This window comes from Anaerococcus sp. (assembly GCF_030825785.1).
Lineage (GTDB): Bacteria > Bacillota > Clostridia > Tissierellales > Peptoniphilaceae > Anaerococcus.
In genome coordinates this window covers 1-15,331 of sequence record NZ_JAPJPG010000004.1, presented here as the reverse complement: position 1 = coordinate 15,331, position 15,331 = coordinate 1, and the positions used below count along the sequence as shown (strand labels likewise).

At 36.1% G+C, this 15,331-nt stretch carries 14 protein-coding genes; 11 read left to right on the top strand and 3 right to left on the bottom strand.

Features of this window, described 5'->3' with window-relative positions; all coding sequences use genetic code 11:
- The first annotated feature begins 86 nt into the window (after positions 1 to 86).
- From RCH56_RS01060 to RCH56_RS01050, 3 genes are read left to right on the top strand one after another with little or no spacing between them, the layout of a single operon-like run.
- A complete protein-coding gene (locus tag RCH56_RS01060) occupies positions 87 to 1,382 on the top strand; it encodes a beta-N-acetylglucosaminidase domain-containing protein (protein ID WP_306483147.1) in 1,296 nt (431 codons plus the stop codon).
- Positions 1,379 to 4,000, top strand: coding sequence for an alpha-mannosidase (locus RCH56_RS01055; protein ID WP_306483146.1), 2,622 nt, complete (start codon positions 1,379 to 1,381; stop codon positions 3,998 to 4,000). Before RCH56_RS01060 ends, RCH56_RS01055 begins: the two co-directional genes overlap by 4 nt.
- Complete coding sequence (locus tag RCH56_RS01050; protein ID WP_306483145.1) at positions 4,000 to 5,280, top strand: glycoside hydrolase family 125 protein; 1,281 nt, start codon at positions 4,000 to 4,002, stop codon at positions 5,278 to 5,280. Before RCH56_RS01055 ends, RCH56_RS01050 begins: the two co-directional genes overlap by 1 nt.
- On the opposite strand, the gene RCH56_RS01045 is transcribed toward RCH56_RS01050, so the two are convergent.
- Positions 5,273 to 6,004, bottom strand: coding sequence for a MurR/RpiR family transcriptional regulator (locus RCH56_RS01045; protein WP_306483143.1), 732 nt, complete (start codon positions 6,002 to 6,004; stop codon positions 5,273 to 5,275). The genes RCH56_RS01050 and RCH56_RS01045 overlap by 8 nt on opposite strands.
- A 41-nt stretch (positions 6,005 to 6,045) precedes the next feature.
- On the opposite strand from RCH56_RS01045, the gene RCH56_RS01040 reads away from it, so the two are divergent.
- The 3 genes from RCH56_RS01040 (at position 6,046) to RCH56_RS01030 (ending at position 9,231) form a co-directional block, all read left to right on the top strand.
- A complete protein-coding gene (locus tag RCH56_RS01040; RefSeq protein WP_306483141.1) occupies positions 6,046 to 6,918 on the top strand; it encodes an ROK family protein in 873 nt (290 codons plus the stop codon).
- Complete coding sequence (locus RCH56_RS01035; protein WP_306483140.1) at positions 6,911 to 8,284, top strand: glycoside hydrolase family 1 protein; 1,374 nt, start codon at positions 6,911 to 6,913, stop codon at positions 8,282 to 8,284. Before RCH56_RS01040 ends, RCH56_RS01035 begins: the two co-directional genes overlap by 8 nt.
- Positions 8,285 to 8,367: 83 nt before the next feature.
- Positions 8,368 to 9,231 carry an ROK family protein gene (locus tag RCH56_RS01030; protein WP_306483139.1) on the top strand — a complete coding sequence of 288 codons (864 nt, stop codon included), beginning with the start codon at positions 8,368 to 8,370 and terminating at the stop codon, positions 9,229 to 9,231.
- A 43-nt stretch (positions 9,232 to 9,274) separates the two neighbouring features.
- Here the strand turns inward: RCH56_RS01030 and RCH56_RS01025 are convergent, their stop codons facing one another.
- Complete coding sequence (locus RCH56_RS01025; protein ID WP_306483138.1) at positions 9,275 to 10,717, bottom strand: nicotinate phosphoribosyltransferase; 1,443 nt, start codon at positions 10,715 to 10,717, stop codon at positions 9,275 to 9,277.
- Between the two features lie 117 nt (positions 10,718 to 10,834).
- Here RCH56_RS01025 and RCH56_RS01020 point away from each other — a divergent pair, with 117 nt between their 5' ends.
- Both RCH56_RS01020 and RCH56_RS01015 read left to right on the top strand, forming a co-directional pair.
- On the top strand, positions 10,835 to 11,485 hold the full coding sequence (locus RCH56_RS01020) for an HAD family hydrolase (protein ID WP_306483137.1): 651 nt from the start codon (positions 10,835 to 10,837) through the stop codon (positions 11,483 to 11,485).
- Positions 11,485 to 11,961: a PTS sugar transporter subunit IIB gene (locus RCH56_RS01015; RefSeq protein ID WP_306483136.1), complete on the top strand. Its 477-nt coding sequence runs from the start codon at positions 11,485 to 11,487 to the stop codon at positions 11,959 to 11,961. The genes RCH56_RS01020 and RCH56_RS01015 overlap by 1 nt, the downstream gene beginning before the upstream one ends.
- A 43-nt stretch (positions 11,962 to 12,004) precedes the next feature.
- On the opposite strand, the gene RCH56_RS01010 is transcribed toward RCH56_RS01015, so the two are convergent.
- On the bottom strand, positions 12,005 to 12,262 hold the full coding sequence (locus RCH56_RS01010) for an SdpI family protein (RefSeq protein WP_306483196.1): 258 nt from the start codon (positions 12,260 to 12,262) through the stop codon (positions 12,005 to 12,007).
- Between the two features lie 195 nt (positions 12,263 to 12,457).
- Between RCH56_RS01010 and RCH56_RS01005 the strand changes: the two genes are divergently transcribed.
- Genes RCH56_RS01005 through RCH56_RS00995 form a run of 3 tightly spaced genes read left to right on the top strand, consistent with a single transcriptional unit; the run spans position 12,458 to position 15,273 of the window.
- Positions 12,458 to 13,618: a glycosyltransferase gene (locus RCH56_RS01005; RefSeq protein WP_306483135.1), complete on the top strand. Its 1,161-nt coding sequence runs from the start codon at positions 12,458 to 12,460 to the stop codon at positions 13,616 to 13,618.
- Positions 13,584 to 14,597, top strand: coding sequence for a glycosyltransferase family 4 protein (locus RCH56_RS01000; RefSeq protein WP_306483134.1), 1,014 nt, complete (start codon positions 13,584 to 13,586; stop codon positions 14,595 to 14,597). Before RCH56_RS01005 ends, RCH56_RS01000 begins: the two co-directional genes overlap by 35 nt.
- On the top strand, positions 14,581 to 15,273 hold the full coding sequence (locus RCH56_RS00995) for a hypothetical protein (protein ID WP_306483133.1): 693 nt from the start codon (positions 14,581 to 14,583) through the stop codon (positions 15,271 to 15,273). Before RCH56_RS01000 ends, RCH56_RS00995 begins: the two co-directional genes overlap by 17 nt.
- Positions 15,274 to 15,331: the final 58 nt, after the last annotated feature.

The window sequence follows — 15,331 nt, the reverse complement described above, 5'->3', positions numbered from 1 at the left end:
AGGTCTTTACTTTTGCAAACTATAATGAAAATTGTTTCATTTATTGGAAGTTTTTTTGAGAAATTAGAAAAGATTTAGGAGTTAATATGTTAGAAAAAAGAGGCCTTATTGAAGGGTTCTATGGAATCCCTCGGAGCTTTGAAGAAAGAATGTCTATGATTGGCTTTCTATCTGATATTGATATGAACCAATATGTCTACGCACCAAAGGATGACCCTTACCACAATGTAAAATGGAGAGAGCCTTATCCAGATGAGAAATTAGCTGAGATAAGTGAGCTTGCCAGTCTTTCAAAAAATAAGGGAGTCGATTTTGTTTGGGCCATCCATCCAGGACAAAATTTGATAGATTTTAATTTATATGAAGAAGAAATTGAAAAACTATTCGCTAAGTATGATAGCCTTCATGGAGCTGGAGTGACCTCATTTGCTCTTTGCATGGACGATATAGATAGGGACTTAGCCTATGAGCAAAGAGAATTTCATTTAAGATTAGTGAAAGATATCTTAAAGAAACTTAAAAGTTATGAAAACGAAAAACTTTTGTTTGTCCATCCTTGGTATAACAGTGCCTGGATTGATGCGAAGGGGGAGGAATACTTTAAGCTATTCAGAAATCTAGATAATTTAGAAATTATGCGGACGGGCTATGACGTAGTTGTTCCTATAACAAAAACTTCCCAAGAAAGATTTACAGAGATTTCCCAAAAAGAAGCCAATATTTGGTTTAACTGGCCTGTAAATGACTATCTAAGAGATAGAATATTTATGGAAATATTTGAGTTTTATGATTCAAGCGAGATAAACTACAAGTCAATCCTAACAAACCCGATGAATCAGGCAGAGCTAAGCAAGATATCTATATATCAAATAGGAGAATTTGCCAAAGATCCAGCTGGCTTCGTCCCTATCGAATCTTTCAAAAGGGCCTTAGCCTATATAGATAAAAAAGTAGCTTCTGAGCTTTTTATCATAGCTGATTCCTTCTTTGCCTCAGGAGTTTATGATAGATTTGATGATAAGAAATATAAGGAAGATGGGGAAATTGCCCTAGCTTATAGGGAAAAAGACTTTGAAAAAGTGAAAAACTTGCTTGATAAGAAGTTAGCTGCTATAGATTCATACTTCAAAAACTACACTAATGACAAGTTGTACGAGGAAGTAAGGTCATTTTTCACTTCCCTATCATATCTATCAGAAGCTGTTAAGGCAGCAATGGATAAAGACTTTAAGAAAGCTTCGGACTTTTATGATAAGTGTAGGGATTGTAGGGTGAAAATCTATAAAGAATTTAGCTTAGATACTATAGAAGAAAGACAGGTCAAAACTTCTAGAGTCTTAATGAAAATCTATGAGGAGCTTACGGAGGAAATAGAAAAATGAAAAAGACTATCCATGTAGTAAGTCATACTCACTGGGATAGAGAATGGTATATGCCCTATGAGAAGCACCATATGCGTCTAATAGACCTTATGGATGGGGTGATAGAAGCCTTTAAGGATCCTGATTTTAAGTATTATTGGCTTGATGGTCATTATCTTCCTATAGAGGACTATCTAGAAGTTAAGCCAGAAAATAGAAAGATAATCGAGGAATTGATGAAGGATGGTAAGCTTAAGCTAGGTCCTTGGTATATCTTGCAAGATGCCTTTCTCACAAGTGGAGAATCTAATATCAAAAATCTAAGTCTAGGAATTAAAAGTATAGAAAAATGGGGAAAGCCTTCGATGATTGGTTATTTTCCAGATACTTTTGGTAATATTGGTCAGGCTAGCCAAATTCTTAAAAAAGCAGGAATAGAGGTCGCCTACTTTGGAAGAGGGGTCAAGGCTACAGGCTTTGATAATGTAGTTATAGATGATTTCACTTCAAAGAATTCAGAGATTTATTGGAAAGCTCCAAATGGGGATGAGGTCTTGGGGATTCTTTTTGCCAACTGGTATAGCAATGGATTAGATATTCCAGAAGATGAGTCTTCTCTTAGATCTTATATGGATCAGAAGATAGAAGATATGGAAAAGTATGCCTCAACTAACCAATTGCTCTTGATGAACGGTTGCGACCATTCCCCTGTTCAAAAAAACATAGGTCAAATCATAAAAAAGGCCAACGAGCTTTATGAAGATTATGAATTTGTTCACTCAAATTTGGACTTGTATTTTGAAAGCGTAAGAAAAGAAGTTAAGGAGATCGACACTATAAAAGGCGAGCTTAGAAGTCAAACGACTGATGGTTGGTGGACTCTGAATTCGACATCATCTTCTAGATATTATCTTAAAAAATACAACAAGACTTTGGAGATGAGACTTGAAGAAGTCATCCAGCCGCTTTTTACTCTCTTTGTCGAAAAGGAAGACTATCCTAGAGAAAAGATTGATTATTTCTATAAAAATCTCATCAAAAACCATCCTCATGATAGCATATGTGCTTGTTCTGTTGATTCGGTCCATGATGGAAATCTCAGACGCTTCAAGTCTGTAAGCGAAGGTCTTGATTATCTTTATGATTTAGCTAGGGAAAAAATTAGAGAAAATACCCAAAATACTAAGAAAAATAGTATCTGTGTTATAAATACCCTTCCCTACAGGAGGCTTAAGGAGGTTGAAAGAGAAATAGAAGTTGATAAGAAGTTTTTCGGTATAGATTTCCCAGAAGTTTATGATAGTTTATCCACAAAAGAGATAAAAAGCTACAAGCTAGTTGATGAAAAAGGCGAGGAGATTCCTGCTGAGATTAGATATTTGGGAACTGGATTTTCCTATGAGCTTCCTAATGATAAATTTAGAAAACCTTACTTTGCCAACAAAATAAAGATTCGTTTTAGCCTAGAACTTGATCCTTTTGAGAAGAAAATTCTAAGTTTGGTAGAAGGAAGGTCTTCCTTCGAATCTAAAGAAATAGAAAAAAACATAGTTGAAAATGCTTACTATAGGATAGAAATTAAGGAAAAGGCAAGTCTCGATATTTATGATAAGATAAATCAAATAACCTACAAGGATGTCCTCACCATAGAAGATACTGGTGATATAGGAAATGAGTATATTTATAGACAGTCTTCCGATAATGTAAGGATTCTTGGTGGACAATTGATAGATAAAAAAATCATCAGAGAAAATGATAAGACAATCATAAAGCTTAGGGAAAAATTCTCCTTGCCGGAAGGGGCGGAGGATAGGCTTAAGGATGAGCAAATCCGCCTTAATGACATCACAAGGAGAAAGGCTAATAGGAAAAAGACTTATATCGATATGCTAATCGAAAAGGAGATAAAAGTCTTCGATAAGAAAGCTCCCCTAGAGATTAAGATAAGACTTAAGAATATAAGCAAGGATCATAGAATGAGGGTGCTTTTCGGTCATTATTTGAAAACTGACAAGGTATTAGCTGAATCTATATTTGAATGTGTCAAAAGAGAGGCTTACGCTCCTGACACTTGGAAGAACCCAGATTACTCACAAAATTTCAACAGATATGTCGAAGTTGTAGATGATGATAAAAGAGGTTTTGGAGTATCTGCCATAGGTCCTGCAGAATATGAAATGGTAGAAGGTGAAGGCCTTTTTATTACACTTTTTAGGTCTGTTGGAGAGCTTGGAGATTGGGGATATTTTCCTACACCAGACGCTCAGCTTATAAAAGACGAACTAAGGGATATGGAGTTTGACTTTTATTTTGATAGTTTTAAGGAAGATGTTGATAGAAATAGGAGGGATATCCTTAAGGCTAGAGTAGACTTCTTTAGCCTAAATCTTTTGGACAATAATGATAAAGATATATCTTTAAATATTCCTAGTATTGATTTGGGAGATAATCTATTTTCTACGATTTTTAGAAATGAAAAGGGAGAAGCCTTCCTAAGGATTTATAATCCTAGCCCAAAACCTAAAGCTATTGATATTAAAGCAGATGAATATGATATTTTGGCAAGGAAGAAGATAAAAGATGGACCTTTTGGAGAAATTCCTCCCTTTGAAATTAAAACATACAGATTGGAGCTTTAATGAAAGAAATTGTAAAAGAATTGATCGATCAGGTTAATGAAAGCGATGATCTTAGTCCTGAGATAAAGAAAATTTTCGCCAAAGCAATAAATAACACTTTCACAACTACTATGAAAGAGACTGAAAGAGGAGATGTCTTCGTTATAACAGGAGATATAGAGGCCATGTGGCTAAGGGATTCTAGTGGACAAATAAGACCGCTGTTTTATCTAGCTAGCAAAGAGGCTGATGAACTTATTAGGAAAGTGTTGAAGAGACAAATATTTTGTCTTGACAAGGATCTCTATGCCAATGCCTTTAACCTTAAGGCTAACTCTAGGAGCTGGAGCGATAAGGACATAACAGACTTCGATTCTCCCTGGGTTTGGGAGAGAAAGTACGAGCTAGATTCACTTTGCTATGTTATGGAAGTGGCTTATATGTACTATGAGAAAACTCATGATAAGACGATTTTTAATGAAGAATTCATAAAAGTTTTAGAAAGAATCCTTGATCTAATTAAGCTTGAGCAAAATCACGAAAATTCGACCTATGAATTCGAAAGACCTGACCCTTGGGCTCCTTCAGATTCTTTAAGAAATGGCAAGAGAGGGACTGATACAGGCTTTACAGGAATGAGTTGGACAGGTTTTAGGCCTAGCGATGACTCCTGCCTATACCAATACCTTATTCCTGCCAATGCCTTTGCTACTGTAGCTTTGAAAAGACTAGCTAAGGCCTTAAGACATGCAGAAATAAGGCCCGACCTATGTGAGAATATGTACGACTTGGCTTGTGAGATAGATCAGGGGATTAGAGAATATGGGATTATAGAAGATGAAGATTTCGGCAAAATTTATGCCTACGAAACAGATGGAATTGGATCTTATAATTTGATGGACGATGCCAATATCCCAAGCCTACTTTCCCTTCCCTATTTAGGCTATGTAGATAAGAAAGATCCAATTTATAAAAACACTAGAGCCTTTATCCTATCTGAAAAGAACAAGAATTATTTTGAAGGAAAAGTGGCCAAGGGAATAGGATCAGACCACACTCCCAAGGACTACATCTGGCATTTGGCCTTAGCAATGGAGCTTATGACAGCTGATTCTAGGGATGAGATGGACCGCCTACTTTCTTATTTTGAAAAAACTCACGCAAGTAAATACCTGATGCATGAAGGTTTCCATAAGGACGATCCTAGCGAATATACCAGAGATTGGTTCTCCTGGGCCAATTCGATATTCGTAGAGGCAGTCCTAAGATATATAGGGAAAGAGTTCGTAAAGGCTAGCTAAGATAGGCTTCACAAATCATATCGAGGATTAAAGTTACAGGAAAAATCTTTGAAATCTTGTATGAATAGCTAGGATAGGGAGGCAATAAGATAGTATTAGTCGCTATATTTTTTAGAGTAGACTCATTATTGCCAGTTATAGCAAGGATGTTTGCATTTTTATCTTTTGCAAAGCGAACTCCTTCTAGGAGATTGTGGTTTTCTCCAGAAAGTGATATGGCTATCAATAAGTCTTCCGCATCAAGGCTTTTAGTAAGTAGATTTATACTGTAAGGCTCTTTGGCGTAGTCGGTATTATTTAGGCCGATTTCTCCGAATTTATAGACGAATTCATTGGCGCAAAGGCCAGATGAACCTATTCCTATAACTGCAATCCTTCCGAAACTATCGAAAGATTTGATAAATCTAATAGTTTTCTCATCGAAGCTTTCGGTAGAATTAATAAAATTTATATAAATCTCTTGGCTAAGAGACTTAGTCCTTCTAGGTTTTTTAGAAATATCGAACTTAAGCTCAGAGAAACCATCGAATCCAAGCTTTTGGGCAAACCTCGTAATGGTGGAGTTTGAGACGTTGAGAATCTCGGATAAGTCATTGATATTTATATGATAAAAGTCGACATTTATATCTTTGATTTTATCAACGATAATATTTTCTGACTTAGATAACTTTATGTTTTTTGAGCTTATTATGTCCATAATAAAATTGTAATTAGCATTTGTCATTTGATCACTCCTAGAGATAATTATAACATAAGAGGAAAACAATGTATTTAGTATTTGATATTGGTGGCTCATCTACCAAGTATGCACTTATAGAAAATGAAAAAATAATTATGAAAGATTCAGCAAAAAGTCTTCCCACTATGAAAGAATTTATAGAGTTTTTAGAAGAGATAACAGAATCTTTTCTTAAAGATTATGATATAGAAGCTATTGGGTTTTCATCTCCTGGTAGGGTTGATTGCAAAACGCTTGAGGTAGGAGGACTAAGTGCTCTCAATTATTTAAGTGAGACAAATTTTGCAAAGCACATAGAGGATAAATATTCTATACCAGTTTTTATAGAAAATGATGCAAACTGTGCGGCTCTTGGAGAAATATATTACCAAAATCCAAAGGAAAATCTCCTGGCCTTTGTAATAATTGGGTCGGGAATTGGAGGAGCTTTAGTCAAAGATTCTCAAATTATAAGAGGCTTAAGTCTTGAAAGCGGAGAGTTTGGCTATATGCTATTTAACGATTTTGGTAAAATCAAAAACTTGTCCAGCCTAGGAACTTTACCAAATGTCAGGCGCACTATAAAAGAAAAATACGGTATAGATTCGGACACATACGAAATATTTGATAAGTATCTTAAGAAAGAAAATCCTTTCTATGAAGAGATAGATAAGATGTTTACCTACCTTGCTATGGGCCTATACAACATAGCCTATGCTATTAATCCGGAAGTAATCTACATAGGAGGAGCTATTTCTGAGGATGAAAGATTTATAAATTCAATTAGAGAAAAATTAGAAGATGATATTTTCCGAGGAGTTAGCTTAAATATTAGGCCAGTGTCCTTTTATAATGACAATAATCTCTATGGAGCTTATGCGAATATTAAATTAAAAGAAGAAAGGATAAAAAATGATTAAATTTCCTAAGGATTTCCTATTTGGTTCTGCAACATCTGCCTGTCAATCTGAAGGCGGACAAGTTGATGGCAAAAGTGAAAGTATTTGGGACTATTGGTATAAGAAAGAGCCCTATAAGTTTCATGATAGGATTGGACCAGAAAGTACATCGAACTTTTACTTTGATTATAAGGAAAATGTAGAGCTTTTAGAAAAAACAGGCCACAATTCCTTTAGGACTTCTATTTCCTGGGCAAGATTAATACCTAAAATGGACGGTAGGGTAAATCCCAAGGCCGTGGACTTTTACGATAATTATTTCAAGGAAATCAAGGCTAAAGGAATCAAGCTTTTCGTAAATCTATTTCACTTCGATATGCCTATGTATCTTCAAGAAATAGGGGGATGGGAAAACAAGGAAGTTGTCGAAAGATATGTAGCTTATGCTAAGGCTTGCTTTAAGCTTTTTGGCAAATATACTGACTGTTTCTTTACCTTCAATGAGCCAATAGTTCATGTAGAATGCGGTTATCTCTACCAATATCACTATCCTTGCGAAGTAAATCCTAAAAAGGCTGTCCAAGTTGCCTATAATACTCAACTTGCCTCAGCTTTAGCTATTAAAGCTCTAAGGGAAATAGATAAGGATAAGAAAATCGGTATAATCCTAAACTTAACTCCAGCCTATCCTAGAAGCGAGAATGAAAATGACCTTAAGGCCGCTGAGATTGCAGACTTATTTGCTCAAAAATCCTTCCTTGACCCATCAGTTCTAGGAGTCTATCCTAAAAAGCTTGTAGAAATTATAAAAAAAGAAGACCTCATGCCAGCATATAACAAAAAGGAGCTTGACACAATAAAAGAAAATACTGTTGATTTTCTTGGAGTAAATTACTATCAACCTCTAAGGGTTATGGAGAATCCTTATGAATATAAGGAAAGTGCAATCTTTATGCCAAGCAAATATTATCTTAGCTACGATATGCCAGGCAAGAGGATGAATCCCTATAGGGGCTGGGAGATTTATCCTAAGGCCATCTATGATATAGCCATAAATATCAAAGAAAACTACAATAATATCGACTGGATGATTACTGAAAATGGCATGGGAGTAGAAAACGAGGAAAGATTTAGGGAAGACGGGAGGATTGAGGACGATTATAGAATAGACTTTATCAAGGAACATCTGACCTTCCTAAGCCAGGCTATTGACGAGGGGGCAAACTGTAGGGGATATCACTTGCGGACCTTTATAGATAACTGGTCTTGGCTTAATGCTTACAAAAATAGATACGGACTTGTAGAATATAAGCTTGATACTGGAGAAAGAGTAATCAAAAAATCAGGTACTTGGTTTAAGAAGCTCAGCGAGGAGAAGGGATTCTAGGAAAAGTATTATCTATTTCAAATCAATTTTCCAAATTGAGAAAAATCCCTTATAATAGAAGTAAGAACTATAAAGGAGTAAGTATGTACGGATCTATTGAATTGGGCGGAACTAAGATTAGGTGCGCCATTTTAGATGAAATCGGAAATATTGTCAAAGAAATCAGGGTAGAGACTAAGGACCCTGAGGAAAATATGAAGGATGTGGTGGATTTTCTTAAGAAAAATCCTGTAGAAAGCATTGGAATCGGAGCCTTCGGTCCAATCGATGTGGATAAGGAGTCAAAGACTTATGGCTTTGTCTTAGAAACTCCCAAGAAGCTTTGGAGAAACTTTGATCTTTTAGGATCTATCAAGAAAGAACTCGACCTACCTATGGGCTTTACTACAGATGTTGGAGCTAGTGGAATTGGTGAATATAGATATGGAGCAGCCAAGGATAAGAGATCTTCCCTCTACCTAACTATAGGAACAGGAGTCGGCGGTTCTTATATCCAAGATGGGACCTTACTTCAAGGATTTTCTCATCCTGAGATGGGACACATTGAGATTGCTAGAGAAGAAGGAGATGAGGTAGAAAGCTTCTGCGACTTCCACGATTCTTGCTTTGAAGGACTTTGTGCAGGACCTTGCCTTGAACTTAGGACTGGCCAAAGGGGAGAGAATCTCGATAAGGATGACCCAGCCTTTGATATCCTCGCTAAATATATAGCCAAGGGACTTATGACCTACACCATGATCCTAAGACCTCATATAATAATAATTGGAGGCGGAGTAGCTAATAAGGAAGGGATGATTGAAAAAATTAGAAGAGAATTTGAAAAATTAGATAATCACTATATAGACATTCCTAATGCGGATGAATATATAGTCTTCCCTGAGCTTGGTAACGAGGCAGGACTTATCGGTGGATATGTACTTGCTAAGGAAGCCTTAAAGGAAGAATAAAAAAAGCTCTCGCTTGGATGAATCCTAAGTGAGAGCTTTTACTTTACTTTCTTTTAGCTTCTAGTATTAGGTTTTGTTTTAGATTCCACAAGTCTTGGGATAGGTCGACATAATAGTTATGAGGCTGGTCGAATCTCTTAACTTCTTCCCATAAGCTTTTAACTTCTCCTTTAGAATAAGAAGTAATTTCTTCAAGGCTTGGGCTTTCGTAGGTTAAATTCCCCTTATCGAAGATTTTTACTTGCATCTTTCGAGCTTTATAGTTTTCCATCCTCTTCATCTTCCAGGTAAAGAGTGGATCAAATATTACCATTGGTTTAGAATCGTCTATTTTTTCGCAAGCTAGGGCGATGTAGTCTGCTTCCGCCTTACCAGTTTCTTTGTCGTAGAGTCTGTAGACTTTCTTCTCGCCTGGAGTTGTGATTTTTTCTACGTTTTCTGAGACCTTTATCTTTGCCTCAATCTTTCCTTCTGTCTCTATTGCGACAAGCTTATAGACACCTCCAAAGACTGGGTCAGATTTGGCTGTGATTAGCCTTTCTCCTATACCAAATGAGTCGATTTTTGCTCCTTGGGAGAGGAGGGATTCGATTTTGAATTCATCTAGGGAGTTACTAGCCACGATTTTGGCATCGGTGAAGCCATTTTCATCTAGGATTTTTCTTACTTCCTTGGATAGGTAGGCCAAGTCTCCTGAGTCAATTCTTACTCCTCCACTAAGGCCTTTTGGAACTAGTTCTTCCTCAAAGACTCTCATAGCATTAGGAAGGCCTGATCTTAGGGTATCGTAGGTATCGATTAGGAGGATACAATTATCAGGATAGGACTTAGCATAGGTCTTAAAGGCCTCATACTCGGTCGGAAAGGCTTGAATCCAAGAGTGGGCCATGGTACCACTTGCCTTAAACTTATATTTTTGGGCAGAGTAGGTATTACTTGTAATAGGTGCACCTCCTATATAGGCAGCCCTTGCTCCGTTTATGGAAGCATCTGCTCCCTGGGCGCGTCTTGCCCCAAATTCCATAACTAGCCTATCTTCAGCAGACCTTACGATTCTGTTAGTCTTGGTTGCTACAAGGGAGTTAAAGTTCATTGATAAGAGTAGGTAAGTCTCTATAATAGAACATTCTATAATAGGGGCCTTGACTGTAACTATGGGTTCGTTAGGAAACATTACAGAACCTTCAGGAAAGGCCCAAATATCTCCAGTAAATTTGAAATCTCTCAAATAATCAAGAAAGCCCTCAGAAAAATCAGCATTTTCTCTAAAATATTCAATGTCTTCTTCGCTAAAACTTAGATTCTTAACATATTCTATTATATCGTTAAGACCTGCGAAGATTGAGAAACCAGCCTCGTCGGGATTTCTCCTATAGTAGGCATCAAAGACTGCAACTGTGTCTTTCATACCATTGTTAAAGTAAGCATTTGCCATAGTGAATTCATAAAAATCACTAAGCATGGTTAAATTTCTATCTTCTTTCATAATCTCCTCGTTTTCTTTTCACTTCTTAATATTATACCCTATTAGAGTGGAGATTAGATATTTTTTAACAAAAAGGGTAAAAGATTAGTAAAGACTTAGATAAGAATAGGAGAATGTATGTATATTTTTGATATAGACGGTACTTTGTTAAACACGATAGACTCAATTAGCTTTCATATAAATAAGACCTTGAAGGAATTTGGCCTAAGTCAGATCGATAAGGAAAAGGTGAGAGCCTTTGTGGGAAATGGTCCTGTAGTCTTGGTAAATAAGACCTTGGACTTTCTAGGAGCAAGCGATGAGGAAGACTTTAGGAAAAACTTCCTAGATACTTACAACAAATCCTACGATGATGATCCAACCTATCTATTAAAGCCCTATGGAGGAATAAAGGAAAGTATTGATATCTTAAAGGAAAGAGGGGAGATAATAGCTTGTTTTTCTAACAAACCAGATTCTACCTGCAAGAAGGTCATAAACCATGTTTTCGGCAAGGATTATTTTGATTATATCCTAGGATATAAGGAAAGTTACAAGAGAAAGCCATCTCCTGAAGGAATAATGATAATTAAAGAGAGATTTGGGGTAGACTTTTCTGATATTTTATACTTTGGAGATAGTGAAGTGGATATGAAATGCGGGAAGAATTCAGGAATTTTCACTGTAGGATGTTCCTGGGGCTTTAGGTCAAGGGAGGTTCTCGAGAGAGAAAGTCCAGATCTTATAATAGATGATCCGAGACAAATTAAGGATATAAGGAGGATATGATGGGAGAAGTAAAACTTTGTAGGATTGACTCAAGATTATCTCATGGCAAGGTAGTTGAAATTTGGTCTAAGGAATTAGGAAGCAAAACTGTAATCATAGCCAATGAAGAAGTAAGTGGGGACGATTTTAGAAAAAAGGTAATGGATCTTACTATTCCTGATGATATATCAGCCTATTACTTAAAGCCATCAGAAGTAGGAGCCTTCCTTAAAGACTATGAGAAAGATGTTTTTTTGATTGTTGACAGTGCTCAGGATTTAGAGGCTATAAGAAAGCAAAATATAGAAATTCCAGAAGTAAATATAGGGATAATCCATATGAGTGTTGGAAAAAAATCCCTAACCGAAGAAGTGGCGGTAGATGAAGATGATCTTAGAATATTTAGGGAATTTATAGAAAATGGATCTGATGTCTACGTTAGACTAAGTCCCTATTCCCAAAGAATGGAGCTTAAGAATTTATTTCATAAAAATTAATAATAAAAAACGAAAACACCAAATTAGATGTTTTCGTTTTTTATTATTCATCTTTCAAAGAAAATTTTTTCCTCATCCACATCTTCACTATAAAAAATAAAAGAATCATATAAAGTATCACAAGAATGGTGATGAGTATAGAAAGATAATTTCTATTGTTTCCAAAATAAAGACAAAGGGGAAAGATTAGCCCGAAAAATACAAGGCCTAAGGATATTGCGACCTTGCCAGCAAACTTATTTCCATAATCCCAAGTTTTTCTAGAATAGCACACTTCCCAAACATGAAAGCCAACAGCCATTTCAGGATAGGAAGAGTGAAATTTTATTAAAAATATGCCGATATAAATACTAAAAATCAAAAGTAGGATATCGGTTATTATCAAAGGTCCCATATTTCACCTCACTTTCTAGTATTATACCAATAACAGCCAATTAAACGAGTCTATTTACTTCCTAAAAAACAATATTTATGTTATCCTTATTAAGAGGTACTTATGAAAATACTAATAACTAGTGACTGGTACTATCCCGTTGTAAATGGAGTAGTGAGGTCAGTATTAAATCTTAAAGAATATCTAGAAAATATGGGTCACGAAGTAAAAGTCCTGACCCTTTCAAATACAATGAAATCATACAAGGCAGAAAATATCTACTATGTAGGTAGCCTTTCTGCGAGGAAAATCTATCCAGAAGCTCGTGTTACTAATCTTTTGTCAAAAACTCATATAAAAGAATTAGAAAGCTGGAGGCCTGATATAATTCATTCCCAATGCGAATTTTCGACCTTCATCATGGCTAAGACCATAGCTCATGATCTTAAAATCCCTATAATTCACACCTATCACACAATCTATGAGGACTACACTCATTATTTTATAGGAAATAAGACTATGGGTAAGAAGGCCGTTGCCCTTGCAAGCAAGAAATTCGCAGATCTTTGTAATGGACTTATAGCCCCTAGCGAGAAAACTGCCAAGCTTCTTAGGGAATATGGAGTGGATGATAGAAAGATCTCTGTAATACCTACAGGAATCCATATACCAGATCTCCTATCTGAAAATCCTAGGAGGGTCTTGGGTATAGATGAGAAGGAAAAAATCCTCCTTTACCTAGGTAGGATTGGCGAAGAAAAAAATATAGAGGAGCTTGTGGACTTTTACCAAAGGATTAAAGATCCCGATGTCAAGCTTTACATAGTTGGTGGCGGTCCCCACTTAGACGATCTTATAAATTTTTCTAGCCGTTTTCCTAAAAGGGTCAACTTCGTAGGAATGGTAAGGCCAGAAGATGTAAATAAATACTATCAGATGGCAGATGTCTTCGTCTCGGGCTCTACTTCAGAAACCCAAGGTCTTACCTATTATGAGGCCCTGGCTAATGGGACTGTTGCAGTGTGTAGGAAGGATGAGGCTCTTTGTGGGGTGATTATTAATGGATACAATGGATATGTGTATGAGGACTTCGAAGATTTTGAAAAGATTATAAATAAGGTTTTAAATAAAGAGTTTACGACTTATCTTTCTAAAAACGCCAGGACCTATGCCATAGAGAAATTCTCTGTTGAAGCCTTTGGAGAAAAATGTGAGAGGCTTTACCGAAAAGCTATTGAAGAGTACGAGTATGAAAGTTTTAATATATTCAAAAGATTACGATAAAGTGAAAGAAAGTGGTGTGGGCAAGGCTATAGACCATCAGAAAAAAGCCTTGGCCAAGGTAGGATTTGATTTTACGACATATGAGAGAGAGGACTTTGACCTAGTCCATATCAATACAGTCCTTCCGGGAGCGGTTTTCTTTGCTAAGAAGGCTAAGAAAAGAGGAAAGAAGATAGTCTACCATGGACATTCTACCATGGAAGATTTCAGAAATTCATTTATCCTATCAAACCAACTAGCTCCCCTTTTTAAAAAATGGTTAGTTCACGCCTACAAACTAGGAGACCTAGTCCTTACTCCGAGCGAATATTCTAAAAAAATCCTTGAAACTTACGATATAAATCGAGAGATTTGCGTTGTGTCTAATGGAATTGATCTTGACTTCTGGAAGGGAAAAGATGGGGATAGGGATAAGTTCTATGAGACTTACGGCTTGGATAAGAGTAAGAAATCAATAATTTCTGTAGGTCTTCCTATCAAGAGAAAGGGCATAGATGATTTTATAAGGCTCGGTCAAAGACTTCCCCAATATGAATTTCTTTGGTTCGGAAAGCTCGATAAGGCCTTGATGAGTCCAAATATAAAAAAACTTATAGACGGTGCTCCTTCTAATGTAAAATTTCCTGGGTATGTGACTAGCGAAGAATTAAGACTTGCCTATTCTGGATCAGACCTATATCTTTTCCTAACTCATGAGGAGACTGAAGGAATTGTTCTACTAGAAGCACTTGCGATGAGGGCAGATATTCTAATTAGAGATATAGAAATCTTTGAAAAGGACTATGAAGATGGAGTTAATATCTATAAGGGATCTAGCCTAGAAGATTTTGAAGAGAAGATAGTAGGCATATGCGAAGGGAGGTTGAAATCTCTTAAAGATCATGCCTACAGGAAGGCGTGTGATAAATCTATAGAAAAAACAGGGAGAAAACTTGTAGAAATATATGAAAGGTTGATGAATAATGAGATCAGTTGTTAAGCTTTTAGCTTATATCCTACTAGCAGTACTTGTGCCAAGTCTTATCATGGGAATTGTAAGCTTTTTGGGCGCTTCTAATATTGTTGTAATCATAAGTCAATTTCTTATAATGCTAATTATGGTGTTTGCCTTTACCAAATCCTTTGACTATATGAGAAGATACGAAAAAAATACTCTGGATATGATGGGAAGAGCGAAATCTCTCGAAGATCTTAGAAAGCTTAGGGAAGAAAGACTTTCCTATAAGTCTAAGGCTATGATTACAAATGAGATACTAAACAGGGAATTTTCTGAAGAAGAGGCCGAAAAGCTTAAGAAATACACCAATTCTACAGAAGATATGAAACATTACTATTCAGCCCTCATATCAAATTCTTCTGGAAAGAGAAGAGAAGAGCTTAAGATTAGAAGAGATAACTTCAAGAAAAAGTACGGAAATAAGGCTAGGATATATCCTGACTTTAAGGAAAATCTTAAGACTTGTGGAAAATGGCTGGGCCTATTTTTCCTTCTGGCTATATTTTTTGCTTCTATTAAATCCAAGTCCACAGCAAACCCTGGGTTTTTAATGTTTATCTATATAATTCAAATTATAATGTTGGCTGCTTTTATGATCAATGCCATAATTTGGCTTATAAGATGCGTAATATCTTTTTGGGATAGGAAATTTATATAAAAAAGCGAGGAAACTTGCTTTTTTTATTTGCAATAAATTCATTCTTATAATATTATCA

Coding starts and splice junctions, on each gene's coding strand:
- RCH56_RS01005 (WP_306483135.1), top strand. CDS start 12,458: ATGAAAATACTAATAACTAGTGACTGGTACTATCCCGTTGTAAATGGA.
- RCH56_RS01055 (WP_306483146.1), top strand. CDS start 1,379: ATGAAAAAGACTATCCATGTAGTAAGTCATACTCACTGGGATAGAGAA.
- RCH56_RS00995 (WP_306483133.1), top strand. CDS start 14,581: ATGAGATCAGTTGTTAAGCTTTTAGCTTATATCCTACTAGCAGTACTT.
- RCH56_RS01010 (WP_306483196.1), bottom strand. CDS start 12,262: ATGGCTGTTGGCTTTCATGTTTGGGAAGTGTGCTATTCTAGAAAAACT.
- RCH56_RS01050 (WP_306483145.1), top strand. CDS start 4,000: ATGAAAGAAATTGTAAAAGAATTGATCGATCAGGTTAATGAAAGCGAT.
- RCH56_RS01020 (WP_306483137.1), top strand. CDS start 10,835: ATGTATATTTTTGATATAGACGGTACTTTGTTAAACACGATAGACTCA.
- RCH56_RS01000 (WP_306483134.1), top strand. CDS start 13,584: ATGAAAGTTTTAATATATTCAAAAGATTACGATAAAGTGAAAGAAAGT.
- RCH56_RS01025 (WP_306483138.1), bottom strand. CDS start 10,717: ATGAAAGAAGATAGAAATTTAACCATGCTTAGTGATTTTTATGAATTC.
- RCH56_RS01040 (WP_306483141.1), top strand. CDS start 6,046: ATGTATTTAGTATTTGATATTGGTGGCTCATCTACCAAGTATGCACTT.
- RCH56_RS01035 (WP_306483140.1), top strand. CDS start 6,911: ATGATTAAATTTCCTAAGGATTTCCTATTTGGTTCTGCAACATCTGCC.
- RCH56_RS01015 (WP_306483136.1), top strand. CDS start 11,485: ATGGGAGAAGTAAAACTTTGTAGGATTGACTCAAGATTATCTCATGGC.
- RCH56_RS01045 (WP_306483143.1), bottom strand. CDS start 6,004: ATGACAAATGCTAATTACAATTTTATTATGGACATAATAAGCTCAAAA.
- RCH56_RS01030 (WP_306483139.1), top strand. CDS start 8,368: ATGTACGGATCTATTGAATTGGGCGGAACTAAGATTAGGTGCGCCATT.
- RCH56_RS01060 (WP_306483147.1), top strand. CDS start 87: ATGTTAGAAAAAAGAGGCCTTATTGAAGGGTTCTATGGAATCCCTCGG.